Genomic DNA, 17,136 nt, shown 5'->3' with positions numbered 1-17,136 from the left:
CACGAGGGATGCTCCATGGGCAAGTTGATCAATCCGGCCGACGGCGGGCTCCTGCCGGAGGTGCCCGACACCCCTGTGGGGGAGGTGGCGGACGCCGTACGGCGGGCACGGGTGGCGCAGGAGGAGTGGAGCGGGGCCACCGCGGCCGAGCGGGCCAGGGTGCTGCTCCGCTTCGCCGACCTCGTCGAGGCCGACGCCGAGGAGCTCACCCGGCTGGAGGTGGCCGAGACCGGCAAGCCGGCGGCGGTGTTCCGCGACGGCGAGCTGCCCTTCGCGGCCGACAACCTCCGCTTCTTCGCCGGGGCGGCCCGCTCGCTGGAGGGCACCGGTGCCGGGGTGCTCAGCTCGGGCTACACCTCGGTGCTGGTCCGCCGTCCGGTCGGAGTGGTCGGCTCGATCGCCCCGTGGAACTTCCCGCTGGTGATGGCCGTCTGGAAGCTCGGCCCCGCGCTGGCCGCGGGCAACGCGACGGTCATCAAGCCCGCGCCCCAGACACCGGGCACCACGCTACGGCTGGCCGAGCTGTTCGCCGGGGCCGGGGCGCCGGAGGGGCTGCTCCAGGTCGTCCTCGGTGACGCCGAGGTGGGGGAGGCCCTGGTCACCGACCCCGGGGTGGACATGGTGAGCGTCACCGGCTCCACCGAGACCGGCCGCGCCGTCATGCGCGGGGCCGCGGGCTCGCTGAAGCGGGTCCACCTGGAGCTCGGCGGCAAGGCGCCGGCCCTGGTCTTCGCCGACGCGAACCTGGCCGAGATGGCCAGGGGCGTGGCGATGGGCGCGACCTACAACACGGGCCAGGACTGCACCGCGGCGACCCGCGTCTACATCTCCCGTGACGTGTACGGCGAGGCCGTCGAGGCGCTGCGCGCGACGCTGGAGCGGATCACGGTGGGCGACCCCTGGGACCCGGCCACCGACATCGGCCCGCTGATCTCCGCGGAGCACCGGGCCCGCGTGCACGGCTCCGTCGAGCGGTCGGTCGCGGCCGGAGCCTCGGTGCTCTGCGGCGGCTCCCCGCTCGACGGTCCCGGCTTCTACTACCCGCCGACCCTGGTCGCCGGCGCCCGCCAGGAGAGCGAAATCGTGCAAAGTGAGCTTTTTGGTCCGGTTCTTGTGGCTCTGCCGTTCGACGGTGAGGACGAGGCGGTCCGGCTGGCCAACGACACCCCCTACGGCCTGGCCTCCTCGGTCTGGTCCACCGACGTGGCACGGGCGCTGCGCGTCTCCCACCGGCTCGACGTGGGCGTGACCTGGGTGAACGACCATCTGCCCATCGCGTCCGAGGCGCCGCACGGCGGGGTCAAGGGGAGTGGTTTCGGCAAGGACATGAGCCAGGAGGCGGTCCAGGAGTACTCGGTGACGCGTCATTTGATGATCAAACACCAGGCTCCCGAGGCCAGGGAGTCGTTTCGGCCCGCCTGACCTTTGATGCTGAATATCCCTTTTATGGTGATATGTCGGTACATACTCCATTCGAAGTGCCATATAAGGATGTGCTCAAATTGCTACCGCCGTATCCAAAACCGGCGAGGGGTTGTCAAGGCCAGTGAAGAAACAAGACCGTCGGGGTCACCGCGCGTCAGCGGTGGGCAGCCGGCTCCTGCCTTCGAACTGGCGGGTGCGTCCTCGTCTGGTCGCGCTCATCCTGCTCCCCACGGCGGCGGCGGTGGTGCTGACCGGGCTCCAGCTCACCAGTTCGCTCACCCGTGCCGCGGAGTACCGCAGGACGGCCGAGGTCGCCTCGCTCGTCGAGCGGCTCGGCACGCTCTCCCACGAGATCGCCGAGGAACGCGACCTCACCGCCTGGTACATCGCCGAGGGGCGCAGCCCGGCCCGGCTCGCCAAGGTCACCCAGCAGCGCGAGAGCGTCGACCGGATCCGTGCGAAGGTGACGACCTCCATCGAGGAGCTCGAAGACGGGCAGCCGAGTCGCGTCGGCACCGAGACCGCCCAGATCCGCAACTGGCTGGACGGCCTGCCCGGCCTGCGCAAACCCCTCACCGAGGGCGGTGTGCTCCCGCGCGCCTCCCTCGGCATGTACTCGCGGATGATCGCCGACCTCATCACCCTCCACGACGACCTCGGCCGGAGCGGCGGCGACGACCGCCTCACCGGTGACGCGCTCGCGCTGGGCGCGCTGACCAGGGCCAAGGAGCAGGTCGCCCGGCAGCGGGGCATCCTGCTCGTCGGCCGGATCGAGGGCCGTTTCGACTTCGACGACCCCGCCGACTACCTGGGCGCGTACAAGAGCCAGCTGAGCGAGCAGGCCGCCTTCCAGGCGACCGCCTCCCCCGCCGACGTCAAGCGCCTCCGTGACGTGCTCGGCGGGCAGAAGGCCGACCGGGCCGACGCCATGCGCGCCCTGGTCATGTCACGCATGCGCGAGGGCCTGGGCCTGCCCAGGGTGGGGATCAACACCTGGTTCGACTCCGCCACGGCGATCGTGGACGGCATGCGGAGCGTCGAACGAGGCCTGGCCGCCTCGGTCGTCACCCGCAGCCAGGAGCTGCAGAGCTCCGAGCAGCGCAGCGCCGTGATCTCCGGTGCCGCGCTTCTCGTCCTGCTGGTCCTGATCCTGCTGATCACCGGCTGGGTGGCGGGCACGCTGGTCCGGCCGCTGCGCAGGCTGCGGAGCGAAGCGCTTGAGGTGGCCGGTACCCGGCTGCCCGAGACCGTCCGCGTGCTGCGGGAGTCCGGCGAGCTCGCCCCGAACGTGGAGGTGCCCTCCATCGGGGTGGTCTCCCGCGACGAGGTCGGGGAGGTCGCCAGGGCCTTCGACGAGGTCCACCGCGAGGCCATCCGGCTGGCGGGCGACGAGGCCCGGCTGCGGAACAACGTCAACGCGATGTTCGTCAACCTCTCCAGGCGCACCCAGTCGCTGGTGGAGCGGCAGATCGACCTCATCGACGACCTGGAGCAGGGCGAGCAGGACGACGCCCGGCTGAGCAGCCTCTTCAAGCTGGACCACCTGGCCACCCGCATGCGCCGCAACTCCGAGAACCTGCTGGTCCTCGCGGGCCAGGAGCAGAGCCGCCGGTGGAGCGAGCCGATCCCGCTGAGCGACGTCGTCCGCGCCTCGCTGTCGGAGGTGGAGAACTACGAACGGGTGACCCTGCGCGTCGAGTCGGGCGTCTCGATCCTCGGTTCGGCCGTCAACGACATCGTCCACCTGATCGCGGAGCTCGTCGAGAACGCCATCTTCTTCTCGCCGCAGGACACCAAGGTCACGGTGACCGGCAACGCCAACGAGACGGGAGCCGTCATGCTGGCGGTCACCGACATGGGCATCGGCATGAGCGACGAGGAACTGGCCGAGGCCAACCGGCGGCTGGCCGAGCCACCGGCGGTGGACCTGTCGGTCTCCCGCCGGATGGGCCTGTTCGTGGTCGGCCGCCTGGCCCTGCGCCACGGCATCCGAGTCCAGCTCCGCCGCCCGGAGTTCGGCGGCCTGAGCGCCGTCGTCCTGTTCCCGGCCGAGGTGGTGGACCAGCCGCGGCTGGTGCCCGAGATGGCGATGGCCGCGCGGAGCACGTCCGCCCCGCCGAGCCACGACCCGTTCGGCGCGTCGCTGAACCACGACCCGTTCGGGAGTCTCCCCGCGCACGGCGGTTCCGCCCCCCCACCCGCCGGGCCGGACGCCGGAGCGGGGCGGCCCCCGGCTCCGGTGGTGGCCGACCTGTGGTCGGCGCAGGTGATGTCCGCCTCCATGCTGGAGGACCTGTGGTCGTCCCCGCTGACGCCGACCCCGTCGCCGTCCTTCCCCGCGCCCCCGTCGCCTCCGGCGGGGGGCCCGCCGCCGGTCACCCCGCCCCTCCCGGCGGCGGATCCCGCCGCGTCGGCCCCGCATCCCTCGTTCCCGCAGTCGTGGCCGGAGATCCCGCCGGTCGACCCCTGGACGCCGCAGTCTCAGGGATCGGCGGACGACTTCCGGGCGCTGCCCGAGGTGGAGGTGTCACCGACGGAGTCGGATCCGGAGGAGTTCCTGCCGATCTTCGCGGCGGTCGGGTCCGACTGGTTCCGCAACGGCTCCGCCGAAGCGGAGGCCGAGGCCGGAGACGAGCTCGGAGACGAGGGCGGGGCCGGAGCCGATGAGGAGCCCACCGGGCACGAGGCCGGACTCCGGCCGCCCGTGCGGGATCAGCCCGTGCGGGACCACTCGGCCCTGCCCGTCCGGCGGCCGGGTCGGACGGGCATGGGGAGGCAACCGTGGAGCACCCCCGCCGACCAGGGCTGGGCCGCCGCCGAGGTGGTCAGGACGCCGGTGGAGGGCGGGGTGACCGGAGTGGGTCTGCCCAAGCGGGTGCCCAGGGCCAACCTCGTCCCCGGATCCGCCTCCGCGACACCGGCGGCACAGGCCGCCCCGGTGCCCCCGATCTCGGCGGAACGGGTGCGCAGTCGTCTGTCCAGTTTCCAGCAAGGCGTACGGCAGGGCCGCGCTGAGATGAGCCGGCGGTCGAACGCCGTCGAGGGGGAGAACCAGTGAACCACCAACTCAGTCAGGCCGCTCGCGGCTTCAATTGGCTGATCACCGAGTTCGTCAAGGAGATGCCGGGGGTCGCCCACGCGGTGATCGTCTCCGCCGACGGCCTTTCACTGGCCTACTCGGAGAGTTTCCCCAGGGACCGCGCCGACCAGCTCGCCGCGATCACCGCCGGTCTGATCAGCCTGACCCAGGGCGCCTCCCGGGTCTTCGAGGGCGGTCCGGTCGTCCAGACCGTCATCGAGATGCAGCGGGGCCTGCTGCTGACCATGTCGATCAGCGACGGCTCCGCGCTCGCCGTACTGGCCTCGCCCGACTGTGACATGGGCCTGGTGGCCTATCAGATGACGTTGCTGGCGGAGCGTGCCGGTCAGGCGCTCACGCCCGCACTCCGAGCCGAACTGCAGTCGGCTCAGCGATAGGGGGGTGGTATGGACGCACCGGGCTGGCGTGGACCGGGGGAGGAATCCCCTCTCACGCCGCAGGTCAAGAGCGGGCGGGATCGTCTGATCCGTCCGTACGCGGTGACCGGGGGAAGAACGGTTCCCCGGACGCGGCTCGCACTTGAGGCGCTGGTCTCCTCGGCGACGTTCGTGAGCGTGGATTCGGCCACGCTCTCCACGGAGTATCAGGCGATCATCTCGCTGTCCCAGCAGGTACGTTCGGTGGCGGAGCTCTCAGCCCTGCTGCGCATGCCACTGGGTGTGACCCGGGTCCTGATCGCGGATATGGCGGCCGAGGGCCTGGTACAGATTCATCAGCCGTCCCTGGACGCCGGAAAGCCGGATCTCAACTTGCTGGAAAGGGTGCTCAGTGGGCTTCGCAGGCTCTGACGCCGGGATGACCTCGACGAAGATCGTTGTCGCCGGGGGATTCGGTGTCGGCAAGACGACCTTCGTCGGCGCGGTCTCCGAGATCATGCCGCTGACCACGGAGGCGGTGATGACGGAGGCCAGCGCCGAGGTGGACGACCTCTCGCACATCCCGTCCAAGCGGACCACCACGGTGGCCATGGACTTCGGCCGGGTCTCGCTGGACCGCGATCTGATCCTGTACCTGTTCGGTACACCGGGTCAGCATCGCTTCTGGTTCATGTGGGACGACCTGGTGAAGGGCGCGATCGGCGCGATCGTGCTGGTCGACACCCGGCGGCTGGCCGACAGCTTCCCGGCGATCGACTACTTCGAGGAGGCCGGACTGCCGTTCATCGTGGCCCTGAACGGCTTCGGCGGCACGCACTTCCACGGTGAGGCGGAGGTGCGGGAGGCCCTGACGATCTCCCCGCACATTCCGGTCGTCCGGACCGACGCCCGGTCCCGTGAGTCGGTGAAGTCGACTCTGATCACCCTGGTGGAGCACGTCCTCACCCTCCGGGCCTGACGGCCGGGGCGCGGGACCCGCCCTCGGGTCCCGCGCCGGGCTCTCCCGTCCGGGGTTCTCCCGGCCCCGGGTACGGGTTCCCGGCTGGGCGCGGTCCCCGCCCCGGACGCGTCTCCCACCGTCCCGCGCGCGTCCCCGTTCCGCATGCGCCCACCGCCCCGGACGCGTCCCCGTTCCGGAATGGCGATCCGGCCCATCCGAAATTACCTATTTAGTTACGACTTAACCCGATAAGTTATGATCATCGGCCTGGGGTGCCGTGAATTGCCTGGCCGGAGTGTGAGGAAACATGCGCGCGTTGATCGTCGGAGCGGGAATAGGCGGTCTCACCACCGCCCTCAGCCTCCATGCCGCGGGAATCGAATGCGTCGTCGCCGACTCGGTCGCGGAGCTACGCCCGCTCGGTGTGGGAATCAACATTCAGCCCCACGCGGTCAGGGAGCTCACCGAACTCGGCCTGGCGGAGAAACTCGCGGAGATCGGTGTTCCGACCAGCTTCCAGATCTACACCGACCGTTTCGGCGGCACGATTCTGTCGCTGCCCAGGGGCAGGGGCGCCGGATATCGCTGGCCGCAGTACTCGGTCCACCGGGGCGTGTTGCAGATAGCGCTCTTCGACGCGGTGCGCGAGCGGCTCGGCGACGGAGCGGTCAGGACCGGGCTCACCTTCCAGGACGTCGTCGAGGGGCCGGACGGGATCGTCGCCTCGCTGCGGGACGCCCGTACCGGCGAGCCGGTCGAGCTGGCGGCCGACGTGCTGGTGGGCGCCGACGGCGTCCACTCCACCGTGCGGGCACGCCTCCACCCGGACGAGGGACCGCTGCTCTGGGGCGGGGTGCGGATGTGGCGTGGCATCACCGGCAGCCGGCCGTTCCTGGACGGGGCGACCCTGGCCATCGCGGGTTCCAACGACTCGCGCAAGTTCGTGGCCTACCCCGTCTCGCCGGACGGGACCCGCATCAACTGGGTCGCCGAGGTGAAGGTGGCCGAGGGCGGGGCGGTTCCCCCGGCGGACTGGTCACGGCGGGGGCGGCTGGAGGACGTGCTGCCGCACTTCGCGGGGTGGAGTCACGCCTGGCTGGACGTGCCGGGGCTGCTCGCCGGCGCGGAGCGGATCCTGGAGTATCCGATGGTGGACAGGGATCCGCTCCCGTGGTGGGGCCGGGGCCGGGTGACGCTGCTCGGCGACGCCGCCCACCCGATGTATCCGGTCGGGTCCAACGGCGGCTCGCAGGCCGTGCTCGACGCCCGGGCGCTGGCCCGCCACCTGGCCGAGTCCGGGCCGGTGGAGGGGATGACCGCCTACGAGGAGGAGAGAAGGACGGCCACCACGCCGCTCGTGCTCGCCAACCGGGAGATGCCGATGGAGCGGACCGTCGCGCTGGTGGCCGAGCGCGCGCCGCTGGGTTTCGACGACATCTCCAAGGTGCTCACCCCCGACGAGCTGGCCGCGATGGCGGCCGACCAGCGGCGGATCACCGACATGGACGTCAGGTTCCTCAACGAGCGCGCCTCCTGGAGCGTCTCCTGACGGGGTGTCCGCGCCTTCGGTGACGCCGGCGGCCGTTGACGCGGGAACCCCCGCGTCAACGGCCGCCCTGACGCCCGGCCCGGCCGGGGGCCGCCCGGCGCTCAGATCGGCAGAGCCTCGACGACACCGGCCCCGCCGGGCAGCTCGACCAGGTCGCCGAGCCGGAACCCGGCCTTGCCCAGCAGCTCGCCGTACTCGGAGACGCTGCGCTCCATGCCCTCGCCGAACAGGGCGAGCATCCGCATGTCCACGTCCTTGCTGATGTGCGGCGCGTCGTCGTCCGGCACGACGAGCTCGACCAGCAGCACCCGGCCGTCGTCCGCCATGACGTCCCTGATGTTGCGCAGGATCCGCACGGCGTCCTCGTCGGACCAGTTGTGGATCACACTTCCCAGCAGGTAGGCGTCCGCCCCCGCGGGTACCGAGACGAAGAAGTCGCCGGCGACGCAGCTGCACCGGTCTTCAAGACCGGCCTCGGCGAAGAACTCCCGCGCGGCGGGGACCACGTGTTCCTGGTCGAACAGGACTCCCCGGGCTTTTGAATGGGCCTTCAGGATCGCGGCCAGGATGTGTCCCTTGCCTCCGGCCACGTCCACCAGGGTGCGCACACCGGAGAAGTCGTAGCGGGAGGCCACGGCCTCGGCGAACGGCCGGGCCCTGGCCACCATGTAGTCGTCGAACAGCCGCCGGGCGGCGGGGTTGCCCCCGAGGTAGCCGTACACCGAGCCGTGGCGTTCGGCGAAGGCCGACCTGCCGGCCCGTACGGTCTGCGGCACCGTGCCCATGCCGTACCAGAACCCCTCCTCGGCGATCATCCGTACGGCGGGCCGCAGCGAGTCGGGCGTGTCCTCGCACAGTGTGGTCCCCGCCTCGGTCAGCCGGTAGACCCCCGGGGCCGTCGGCGCCACCATGCCCATGGAGGTGAGCTGGCGGAGCACCCTGCCGAGCGCGGCGGGATCGGCCTCGCACCGTGACGCGAGCTCGCCGACGCTCAGGGGGCCGTCCCATAGATGGTCGGCGCAGCCCAGCTCGGCCATCGCCGCCAGGGCCGCGAAGCGGGAGACCCCGCCGATCGCATCCCAGACCGGTGCCTGTGGGTTGCTCATTCACAATCCTCTCGTTGTACGGTTCTCGTTCCGCGGGCCGGAAGGCCGGTCTCCCCCGTGGGGTCGCCGCGGATCACGGGGTGGCGGCCGACGGGTTGCGCAGGCCGCGGACCAGTCGGCCGACCTCGGCGCGCAGGTGCACGAAGCCGGGGTGCTCGCGGGTGGTGATCTGGTCGCGCGGACAGGGGAGGTCCACCCGCAGGTCGCCCACCACCCTCGCCGGGGCCTTGGACAGGACCACGACGCGGTCGCCGACGTAGACGCTCTCGTCGATGTCGTGGGTGATGAGCAGGATGGTCATGTCGTGGTGGCCGCGGACCCGCAGGGTCAGGTCCTCCAGGTCCTCGCGGGTCTGGGCGTCCACCGAGCCGAAGGGCTCGTCCATCAGCAGCAGGGTGGGCCGGTAGGCGAGCGCGCGGGCGATGGACACCCGCTGCTGCATGCCTCCGGACAGCTGCCACGGGTACTTTCCCTCGGCTCCGCCCAGCCCGACCTGGGCCAGGGCCTCCATCGCCGCCTCCCTGCGCCGCCTTCTGTCCAGCTTTCTGCGGCGCAGCGGGAGGGAGACGTTGTCGGCCACCGACATCCAGGGGAACAGCGAGCGGCTGTAGTCCTGGAAGACCACGGCCAGGTTGTCCGGTGCCTGATCGACGGGGGTGCCGTCGATCAGCACCTCGCCGCCGCCGGGCCGCAGCAGGCCGGCGACGGAGCGCAGCAGGGTGGACTTGCCGCACCCCGAGGGGCCGACGATGCACACCAGTTCGCCCTTGGCGACCGACAGGTCGACGCCGCCCAGCGCGTGGTGGGCGGCCGGCCCGCTGCCGTAGGTGTGGGTCAGATTCGAGATCTCAAGCACAGCAGGTCCTCAGGTCGTCTGCTTGGCGGACCGGTGCCAGGACAGGATGCGCCGTTCGGCCGCGAGGAACGCCGAGTTGAACACGTATCCCAGGACACCGAGTAACACGATCGTCGCCCACACGCCGGGCAGGTCGTAAGACCTCTGCGCGTCCAGAAGCTGGAAGCCGATGCCGTCGGTGCTGCCCACCAGTTCGGAGATGACCATCAGGATCAGCGCCAGGGACAGGCTGAGCCGCAGACCGGCGAAGACCTTCGGCATCGCCGAGGGCAGGATGACCCGGAGCAGGCGTTGTCCGCGCGACAGCCCGAAGACCTCGGCGGTCTCCAGGTGCTGGCGGTCGACGTGGCGTGCCCCCTCCGCGGAGTTGATCAAAATCGGCCAGATGACGCCGAACACGATCACGTTGATCTGCATCCGCGCCCCGATGGCGAACAGCGCCATGAAGAACGGCAGCAGCATCGGCGGGGGGATGGCCCGGGCGAACTGAACCAGCGGATCCACGAAGCGGGAGAGCAGCGGGGACCGGCCCAGCGCGATGCCCAGCGCGGTCCCGGCGACTCCGGCCAGCGCCCATCCGGCCAGCAGCCGGCCGACGCTCGTGGGAATGTTGGCCAGCGCCGCGTCGCTGAGCCAGAGCCGGTCGGCCGGCCCGGACAGCCACATCGCGCGCACGGCGGCGGCGATCCGGGTCGGCGCGGGAAAGGAGAGGTCGCCGACGGCGCGGGTGACGAGCTCCCACACCACCAGCACCGCCGGCACCGGCCAGAGCCGGGCCGCGGCGCGCGGGGCCCGGCCCATCAGGCCGCCTCCGTCCGCGCGCCGTACCAGCGGAACATCCGCCGCTCCGCCAGCACGAACAGGCCGTTGGAGACGTAGCCGATGACCCCGGCCCAGATGGCGGCGGCGACGATGTACTCCACCGCCTCGACGCTGCCCCCGGCCTCGATGAGGAAGACCCCGATGCCGCTGGAGCCGCCGGCGAGCAGTTCCGCGCTGATCGCCACGATGAGCGCGACCGCCGCGGCCAGCCGTACGCCGGTGGCGATGAACGGCGCCGTGCTGGGCAGCGACACCCGCCACAGCACGGCCAGCGGGCCGAACCCGAAGCTGCGCAGTGTCTCCTTGGCAAGCGGGTCGACATCCTTGAGGCCGTACATCGTGTTGATCAGGACCGGCCAGGTGGCCGCGTAGACGATCAGCGTGACCTCCATCTCGAACTTGTCGGAGAACAGCACGAGCGCCAGCGGGATCAGCGCGACCGAGGGGATGGGGCGGAGGAACTCCAGCAGCGGCCGGAGCGCCCGCTCCACCTTCGGCAGGGTGCCGAGCAGGAATCCGGCGGGCACCGCGACCACGACGGTGAGCAGCAGCCCGAAGAGCCAGGCGCCGAGGGTCGAGACGACGTCGGCGCGGAAGTCCGGGTCGGCGGCGAGCCCCGCCGCGCGGGTGAGCACGGTCGAGGCGAGGGGGAACACGGTCGGGCTGATCACCCCGGTACGGCCCAGCGTCTCCAGGAGGCAGAACAGCCCCGCGGCGCCGAGGGCGCCGCAGAACAGTCTGCTGCCGAGCAGTCCTCTCACGATCACCCGGAGGTTCCGGGCAGCATGGCCTTGACGTCGATCTTCTCCGACAGGTAACCCTGCTCCACCATCAGGTCGACCACCCGCTGCAGGCGGGTCTGGTCGAGGCTGGTGGGGAAGCCGCCGAGCGTGATGACGGCCGCGGTGGCGGCGTCGATCTTGGTGTAGGTCGGCAGGATCTCCTCCACGGCCTTGCGGTCGGTGGCGGCGATCTCCTGGCCCTTGGCGAGCGCGCGCTGCATGGCGGCGACCGTCTTGGGGTTCCTGCTCGCGAACTCCTCGGTGACGACCACTCCGGCGATGGGGAAGTCGGAGGTGGCGGCGGTCATGGTGTCGGCGAGCTTCTGGGCGCCGATGTTCTTCTGGACGGCGGTCAGGTGCGGCTCGGGCATCCAGGCGGCGTCGACCACGCCCTGCTCAAGCTTGCCCGCCATGTCGGGGAAGGGGAACTCCACGAACTGGACGTCCTTGTCGGTGAGCCCGTGGGTCTTCAGCACCGAGGTGATCGACAGGGTCCCGATGTTCTTGAGGCTGTTGACCGCGATCTTCTTGCCCTTCAGGTCGGCGGGCGTCTTGATCGAGGAGTTCTTGGCGACCATGATGACGAAGGCGTTCGGAGCCGCCTGGTAGAGGTCGGCAATGATCTTCAACTTGTTCCCGGCCGCCTGGGCGAGGAAGGTCGAGACATAGTTGGTCTGCGTGGCGTCCAGGGAGCCGCCCAGGAGGCTCTGCTGCGCCTGCGCGCCACCCTGGACCATCTGGATGTCCACCGTCAGGCCCTCTTCCTTGAAGAAGCCCCTCTTGTTGGCGATGTAGAGCGAGGCCGAGTCGGGGATGGGCAGCGCGCCGACAGCGATCTTGCTCTTCTCAAGTCCGCTCGCGCCGGTGGTCTCGGCCTTGGTGCCGGAACCGCCGCAGGCGCTGAGCGCCAGCATCGCGGTGAGTCCCGCGATGACCGCCCGGCTCGCAAGTCTGAACCTCACAGGGTCTCCTTAGCTGCGTTTGACCGCCCCTGCCGGAACTCGCTGGAGTTGTCAAGCGAAACGGAGAAAGTCCCGGAAGGAACGTGACCAAAGGGGGGTGTGCTGATCGCGGATCAGAGTAGCGGAGCGGATCGGTCAAATTACAATTATCGACCTAAGGGCTCAAAATGGTCACAATCGGGCTTAGTTCCCCCGCGCCCCCGAAGTGGTGATCCAATTTTGTCTAGTGCTCTCACTCTTGGCTGTCAAGAAAGGTGTTTCATAGCTTTGTGAAAGTTTGCGTACTGACTTAGAGGGGAACTGTCCGGTTGCAGATGCCGTGTGTCGGTTGCGTCTGGAAAGCGAGTTATGTGCGGTTGGCTGAAGTCATCCGGCTGTGCTCCAATAACCCCTACCCCATGGATGCGTCGGCGTCACTTGCCCCTGTTGCGTGACGCGATCCCCTCCAAGCAGACGATCCGAGGAGAGGCAGCGGAGGCCAGTGAGGACAGCTTCAATCCCCGGCGAACGCGAAACCGGGTCGGTACCCGCCCCGGCATTCGGCGCCGAGGGGGGGCCGCCGCGGAGCGGCCGGCCCCCGGCCCCCGGAGGGCGCGGATCCCGTAAGGGGGGTTCCCGCAGGAGCGGCGGTAAGCTCGCACTCAAGAACTGGCGGGTACGATCGCGACTCGTCGCGCTGATCGTCATCCCCACCGCGGCCGCGATCGTCCTGGGCGGCCTGAGGGTGACCGCCTCGATCAACACCGCCGCCGAGTACGAACGCGCGCACACCAGCGCCGAGCTCACCGCGGCGCTCAGCGAGCTGGCCCACCACATGGAGACCGAGCGCGACCTGTCGGCCAGATTCGTCGCCCAGGGGCGTGGCGGCACCGGACGGGCCAAGCTGCAGGAGCAGTACAGAACCGTCGACCAGCTGGTCAAGGGCGTGCGCGACCGCATCGACATCATCACGGCGGGCGACGCCGTGGAGAGCCTCGGCGAACAGGGCAAGGCCGAGCTCGACCAGGTACGCGACCGCCTCGACGAGCTCGCGAGCGTGCGCAAGACGGCGATCAACACCCAGTTCCCCGCGCTGTCCACGATCAGCATGTACACCGGGACCATCTCCGACCTGCTGGCCCTGCACGACGAGTTCCAGAGCGTCGCCGACCAGACCCTCGCCGGTAGCGCCACCGCGTTCGGCGCGCTCACCAGGGCCAAGGAGCAGGCGTCCAGGGAGCGGGCCTACCTCGCAGTCGGCCTCGCCGCCAGGAGCTTCACCCCCGAGGGGCTGAACGCCCTCCTGGCCGCCAGGGCGCAGCGCGACAGCGAGCTGGCCGCGTTCCGCGCCGAGGCCTCGATCACCCAGCGCCAGCTCTACGACGACACCGTGAGCAGCCAGAAGAAGGACCGGGCGGAGTCCATCCGCGCCCGCTCCCTCGTCCTCGCCCTCAACGGTCAGCCGCTCATCCGGGTCGACGCCTCGGGGAGCGGGGCCGGTGACCAGACGAGCTGGTTCGACGCCTCCTCGGACGCCGTCGACCGGATGCGCGCGGTGGAGAAGCAGATCGCCGACACCCTGATCGAGCAGAGCCGCGCCCTCCAGGAGTCCGAGCAGCGCGGCGCGCTGATCACCGCGGGGCTGAGCATGCTGCTCCTCCTCCTGGTCCTGATCGTCACCGCGATCATGGCGCGGTCGCTGGTCAGCCCGCTGCGCAGGCTCCGCACCGAGGCGCTGTCCATCGCCGGGCATCGCCTCCCCGAGATCGTGCAGAACATGCGGGAGGCCGGTGAGGGCGCGGACGCCGAGGTCGCCCCGATCGGAGTGGTCTCCGACGACGAGATCGGCGAGGTGGCCAGGGCCTTCGACGAGGTCCACCGCGAGGCCGTCCGGCTGGCGGGCCAGGAGGCCACGCTGCGGAGCAACGTCAACGCGATGTTCGTCAACCTCTCCCGGCGCAGTCAGACGCTGGTGGAACGCCAGCTGTCGCTGATCGAGAACCTGGAGCAGGGCGAGCAGGACGAGAACCGGCTGGGCAGCCTGTTCCGGCTCGACCATCTGGCCACCCGCATGCGCCGCAACAGCGAGAACCTCCTGGTCCTCGCCGGGCAGGAACCGGCCCGCCGGTGGAGCCAGCCGGTCGCGATGATCGACGTGGCCCGCGCCGCGCTCTCGGAGGTCGAGAACTACGAGCGGGTCGACCTGAGGCTCTCCAGCGGCGTGTCCGTGGTCGGCACCTCCGTCAACGACGTGGTGCACCTGATCGCCGAGCTGATGGAGAACGCGATCTCCTTCTCCCCCAGGGAGACCAAGGTCGTCGTGTCCAGCAACCGCATCGACGGCGGCGGCGTGATGGTCTCGGTCACCGACATCGGCATCGGCATGACCACCGACGAACTCACCCAGGCGAACTGGCGACTGGCCAACCCGCCGGTGGTGGACGTGTCGGTGTCCCGCCGGATGGGCCTGTTCGTGGTCGGCCGGCTGGCCCTGCGGCACGGTATCCGGGTCCAGCTCAGACAGCAGGACAACGGCGGCCTGACCGCCATGGTGCTGCTCCCCGAGAACCTGCTCTCCGTTACCGGCGTACCTCAGATGCCGGGCGTTCCCGGCCATTCCGGCGTTCCGGGGGGTGGCTGGCCCTCGGCCCTGGAATCAGGAGACCGGGCGGCGGTGCTGTCCAGTCCCACCACGCTCGACCCCGCGCAGTCCGCGTTCACCTCGTTCGAGGCCGCCCAGCAGTCCTTCAACTCCTTCGACGTGCGGCGGCACCTCGCCTCCTTCGAAACCCGGCAGCCCCCCGGCGGAGGCCACGCCGGTCAGGCGCCGGTGGACACCCCCTGGCCCGACCACCTGCCGCCGCCCGGCGCCGGTCCGGCCTGGCCGACCACGCCCCAGGCCGACACGGGGACACCGTGGTCCGGCACGCCGGCACGCGGCGGAGACGCCGCGGCCTGGCCGGACACCTCCCAGACGGAGACGTCGGTCTGGCCCGACGCGCCCGTGCGCGGCGGGGACTCCGGCGTCTGGACGAGCACCCCCGCCCGCGACGGGGACGCCGCGGGATGGCCGTCCACCGACGGCAGGGGCCCCTTCGAGAGCCGGGGATTCGACATCGCGGACAGCACCGGCCCGCTGCCGGTGGTCTCCGACCCCTCTCCCATGGAGGAGGCGAAGGAGGAGTTCCTGCCGATCTTCGCCGCGGTCGAGTCCGACTGGTTCAAGAAGGTCGACGCCTCCGCCCCGGACGAGGAACCCGCCAGGGAGACCATGGGCGCCGCGGACACCGGGGCCGCCGAGGCTGAACCTTCCCCGGCGTATCCGGTCTCCGACGCCTGGTCCTCGCCCGCGGACGCGGGCTGGCAGGCGGCCCAGGCGGCCAGCGAGCCCACCCTCGGCGGGCTCACCGGCTCGGGGTTGCCCAAACGGGTGCCGAAGGCGAACCTGGTGCCCGGTACGGCCGCCCCCGACCCGGGGGCGGCACCCCAGACCCCCCTCCGGCCGACCGTCTCCCCGGAGGCGGTGCGCAACCGGCTGTCGAGCTTCCAGCAGGGAGTACGGCAGGGCCGCGCGGCGGCCAGGGGTGAGCTAGGCGACGGTCAGCCGTATCCCGACTTCGGCCGGGACGTTGAAGAGAGCAAGGAGGACCGGTGAGCGAGCTCATCATGGTCGCCAAGGAGGATGACACGTGCGCGAAATGAGCCAGGCCGCTCGGGGGGTCAATTGGCTGATCACCGACTTTGTGAACAACGTCCCAGGCGTGGCGCACACGGTCGTGGTGTCGGCGGACGGTCTGCCGTTGGCGTTTTCCGATGGATTTCCCCGGGACCGCGCCGACCAGCTCGCGGCGGTCGCCGCCGGGCTGATCAGCCTGACCCAGGGCGCCTCCAGGGTCTTCGAGGGCGGGGCGGTCACCCAGACGGTGGTGGAGATGCAGCGAGGGCTGCTGCTCATCATGTCGGTCAGTGACGGGTCCTGCCTGGCGGTACTGGCCGCCGCCGACTGTGACATGGGCTTGGTCGCCTACCAGATGACCCTACTTGTCGAACGAGCGGGCCAGGTGCTCACGCCGGCCGTCCGCGCCGAACTCCAGGCCTCCCACCCCCGGTGATGGCGATGATCATAGGAGGATGCCGTGGCAGGCCGCGGCTGGCCAGGTGAGAGCGGCCCGTTAAGCGGGCCGCCCTACCAGTCGATGGAGGATCCCCGCCGACATAGGGGGGATCCCGCACATCTCATGCAACCGGTACCCGGGGAGCAGAGCTCCCTGGTCCGGCCGTATGCCGTGACCGGGGGGCGGACCGCCCCCCGGACCCAGCTCGCCATGGAGGCCCTGGTCTCCTCGGCGACGTCCGTACACCACGATCTATCCACCCGCACCCCGGAGTATCAGGCGATCAGCGCCCTGTGCCGGCAAGTGCGTTCGGTCGCCGAGATCTCCGCGATGCTCCGCATCCCGCTCGGCGTTACCCGGATCCTGGTGGCGGACATGGCGGCCGAGGGTCTGCTCCAGCTGCATCAGCCGCAGCTGGACGCGGGCAAGCCGGATCTCAACCTGCTGGAAAGGGTGCTCAGTGGACTTCGCAGGCTCTAGCCGCGCCGGCGGCCTGACATCGACGAAGATCGTCGTCGCCGGTGGATTCGGTGTTGGTAAGACCACCTTCGTGGGGGCGGTGTCTGAGATTCTCCCCCTGACCACGGAGGCGGTGATGACCGACGCCAGCGCCGGCATCGACGACCTCGGCCTCACTCCGAACAAGACCACCACCACGGTCGCGATGGACTTCGGCCGTGTCTCGCTGGACCGTGATCTCATCCTGTATCTGTTCGGCACGCCGGGCCAGCACCGGTTCTGGTTCATGTGGGACGACCTCGTGCGCGGCGCCATCGGCGCCGTCGTGCTGGTCGACACCCGGCGGCTGGCCGACAGCTTCCCGGCGATCGACTACTTCGAGGAGGCCAAACTCCCCTTCGTGGTGGCGGTCAACGGCTGGGACGGGACCTACATGCACGGTGAGGAGGAGGTACGGGAGGCGCTGACACTGGCGCCGCACATCCCGATCTCGCGGACCGACGCGCGTTCCCGCGACGCGGTGAAGGCCACCCTCATCACGCTGGTGGAGCACGCCCTCACCATGAGGATGGCCGTTCCCGGCTGGGGCCGCTGACCGCCGGGGCATAATTCGCGCCGCCCAGCGGATAGGCTGGGTGGTCGAGTCGCAGACCTGTAGCGCAGA

15 protein-coding genes are annotated in these 17,136 nt (G+C 70.4%); 10 read left to right on the top strand and 5 right to left on the bottom strand.

What is annotated here, in order from left to right:
• Nucleotides 1-15: 15 nt before the first annotated feature.
• From ACWEF2_RS03715 to ACWEF2_RS03690, 6 genes are all read left to right on the top strand, one after another.
• The gene (locus tag ACWEF2_RS03715) at nucleotides 16-1,422 is read left to right on the top strand and encodes an aldehyde dehydrogenase family protein (RefSeq protein WP_453811573.1); all 1,407 of its coding nucleotides are present in this window, start codon (nucleotides 16-18) and stop codon (nucleotides 1,420-1,422) included.
• A 196-nt stretch (nucleotides 1,423-1,618) separates the two neighbouring features.
• Nucleotides 1,619-4,483: a sensor histidine kinase gene (locus ACWEF2_RS03710; protein WP_453811572.1), complete on the top strand. Its 2,865-nt coding sequence runs from the start codon at nucleotides 1,619-1,621 to the stop codon at nucleotides 4,481-4,483.
• The gene (locus ACWEF2_RS03705; protein WP_355595531.1) at nucleotides 4,480-4,902 is read left to right on the top strand and encodes a roadblock/LC7 domain-containing protein; all 423 of its coding nucleotides are present in this window, start codon (nucleotides 4,480-4,482) and stop codon (nucleotides 4,900-4,902) included. Before ACWEF2_RS03710 ends, ACWEF2_RS03705 begins: the two co-directional genes overlap by 4 nt.
• Nucleotides 4,903-4,911: 9 nt before the next feature.
• A complete protein-coding gene (locus ACWEF2_RS03700) occupies nucleotides 4,912-5,313 on the top strand; it encodes a DUF742 domain-containing protein (RefSeq protein WP_453811570.1) in 402 nt (133 codons plus the stop codon).
• Nucleotides 5,314-5,320: 7 nt separating this feature from the next.
• On the top strand, nucleotides 5,321-5,860 hold the full coding sequence (locus ACWEF2_RS03695; protein WP_453811569.1) for a GTP-binding protein: 540 nt from the start codon (nucleotides 5,321-5,323) through the stop codon (nucleotides 5,858-5,860).
• Between the two features lie 289 nt (nucleotides 5,861-6,149).
• Nucleotides 6,150-7,391 (top strand): flavin-dependent oxidoreductase, encoded by a 1,242-nt coding sequence (locus ACWEF2_RS03690; RefSeq protein ID WP_453811567.1) that lies wholly within the window; start codon nucleotides 6,150-6,152, stop codon nucleotides 7,389-7,391.
• A gap of 101 nt (nucleotides 7,392-7,492) precedes the next feature.
• Here the strand turns inward: ACWEF2_RS03690 and ACWEF2_RS03685 are convergent, their stop codons facing one another.
• The 5 genes from ACWEF2_RS03685 to ACWEF2_RS03665 form a co-directional block, all read right to left on the bottom strand.
• Nucleotides 7,493-8,497, bottom strand: coding sequence for a methyltransferase (locus ACWEF2_RS03685; protein WP_453811565.1), 1,005 nt, complete (start codon nucleotides 8,495-8,497; stop codon nucleotides 7,493-7,495).
• Between the two features lie 73 nt (nucleotides 8,498-8,570).
• Complete coding sequence (locus ACWEF2_RS03680) at nucleotides 8,571-9,353, bottom strand: ABC transporter ATP-binding protein (protein WP_453811564.1); 783 nt, start codon at nucleotides 9,351-9,353, stop codon at nucleotides 8,571-8,573.
• Nucleotides 9,354-9,362: 9 nt separating this feature from the next.
• Entirely contained in the window at nucleotides 9,363-10,154 is a 792-nt protein-coding gene (locus ACWEF2_RS03675) for an ABC transporter permease (protein WP_453811562.1), read from the bottom strand.
• Nucleotides 10,154-10,942, bottom strand: a complete 789-nt coding sequence (locus ACWEF2_RS03670; RefSeq protein WP_453811560.1) for an ABC transporter permease — start codon at nucleotides 10,940-10,942, stop codon at nucleotides 10,154-10,156. Before ACWEF2_RS03670 ends, ACWEF2_RS03675 begins: the two co-directional genes overlap by 1 nt.
• Nucleotides 10,939-11,919 carry an ABC transporter substrate-binding protein gene (locus ACWEF2_RS03665; RefSeq protein WP_453811558.1) on the bottom strand — a complete coding sequence of 327 codons (981 nt, stop codon included), beginning with the start codon at nucleotides 11,917-11,919 and terminating at the stop codon, nucleotides 10,939-10,941. The genes ACWEF2_RS03670 and ACWEF2_RS03665 overlap by 4 nt, the downstream gene beginning before the upstream one ends.
• 481 nt (nucleotides 11,920-12,400) lie before the next feature.
• Here ACWEF2_RS03665 and ACWEF2_RS03660 point away from each other — a divergent pair, with 481 nt between their 5' ends.
• The 4 genes from ACWEF2_RS03660 to ACWEF2_RS03645 all read left to right on the top strand — a co-directional run bounded on the left by ACWEF2_RS03660 (nucleotide 12,401) and on the right by ACWEF2_RS03645 (nucleotide 17,067).
• On the top strand, nucleotides 12,401-15,553 hold the full coding sequence (locus ACWEF2_RS03660) for a nitrate- and nitrite sensing domain-containing protein (RefSeq protein ID WP_453811556.1): 3,153 nt from the start codon (nucleotides 12,401-12,403) through the stop codon (nucleotides 15,551-15,553).
• A gap of 43 nt (nucleotides 15,554-15,596) precedes the next feature.
• Nucleotides 15,597-16,010 carry a roadblock/LC7 domain-containing protein gene (locus ACWEF2_RS03655; RefSeq protein ID WP_355595748.1) on the top strand — a complete coding sequence of 138 codons (414 nt, stop codon included), beginning with the start codon at nucleotides 15,597-15,599 and terminating at the stop codon, nucleotides 16,008-16,010.
• A 126-nt stretch (nucleotides 16,011-16,136) separates the two neighbouring features.
• On the top strand, nucleotides 16,137-16,493 hold the full coding sequence (locus ACWEF2_RS03650; protein WP_453811554.1) for a DUF742 domain-containing protein: 357 nt from the start codon (nucleotides 16,137-16,139) through the stop codon (nucleotides 16,491-16,493).
• A 13-nt stretch (nucleotides 16,494-16,506) separates the two neighbouring features.
• Complete coding sequence (locus ACWEF2_RS03645) at nucleotides 16,507-17,067, top strand: GTP-binding protein (RefSeq protein ID WP_453811973.1); 561 nt, start codon at nucleotides 16,507-16,509, stop codon at nucleotides 17,065-17,067.
• Nucleotides 17,068-17,136: the final 69 nt, after the last annotated feature.

It is taken from the genome of Streptosporangium sp. NPDC004631 (genome assembly GCF_053601935.1).
The sequence above is the reverse complement of the archived record's forward strand: the minus strand, read 5'-3'. Positions and strand labels throughout refer to the sequence as shown.

What these genes read in the sequence shown, in the direction of transcription:
- ACWEF2_RS03715 (WP_453811573.1), top strand. Translation starts at nt 16, where the DNA reads ATGGGCAAGTTGATCAATCCGGCCGACGGCGGGCTCCTGCCGGAGGTG.
- ACWEF2_RS03700 (WP_453811570.1), top strand. Translation starts at nt 4,912, where the DNA reads ATGGACGCACCGGGCTGGCGTGGACCGGGGGAGGAATCCCCTCTCACG.
- ACWEF2_RS03695 (WP_453811569.1), top strand. Translation starts at nt 5,321, where the DNA reads ATGACCTCGACGAAGATCGTTGTCGCCGGGGGATTCGGTGTCGGCAAG.
- ACWEF2_RS03690 (WP_453811567.1), top strand. Translation starts at nt 6,150, where the DNA reads ATGCGCGCGTTGATCGTCGGAGCGGGAATAGGCGGTCTCACCACCGCC.
- ACWEF2_RS03685 (WP_453811565.1), bottom strand. Translation starts at nt 8,497, where the DNA reads ATGAGCAACCCACAGGCACCGGTCTGGGATGCGATCGGCGGGGTCTCC.
- ACWEF2_RS03675 (WP_453811562.1), bottom strand. Translation starts at nt 10,154, where the DNA reads ATGGGCCGGGCCCCGCGCGCCGCGGCCCGGCTCTGGCCGGTGCCGGCG.
- ACWEF2_RS03655 (WP_355595748.1), top strand. Translation starts at nt 15,597, where the DNA reads ATGAGCCAGGCCGCTCGGGGGGTCAATTGGCTGATCACCGACTTTGTG.
- ACWEF2_RS03650 (WP_453811554.1), top strand. Translation starts at nt 16,137, where the DNA reads ATGCAACCGGTACCCGGGGAGCAGAGCTCCCTGGTCCGGCCGTATGCC.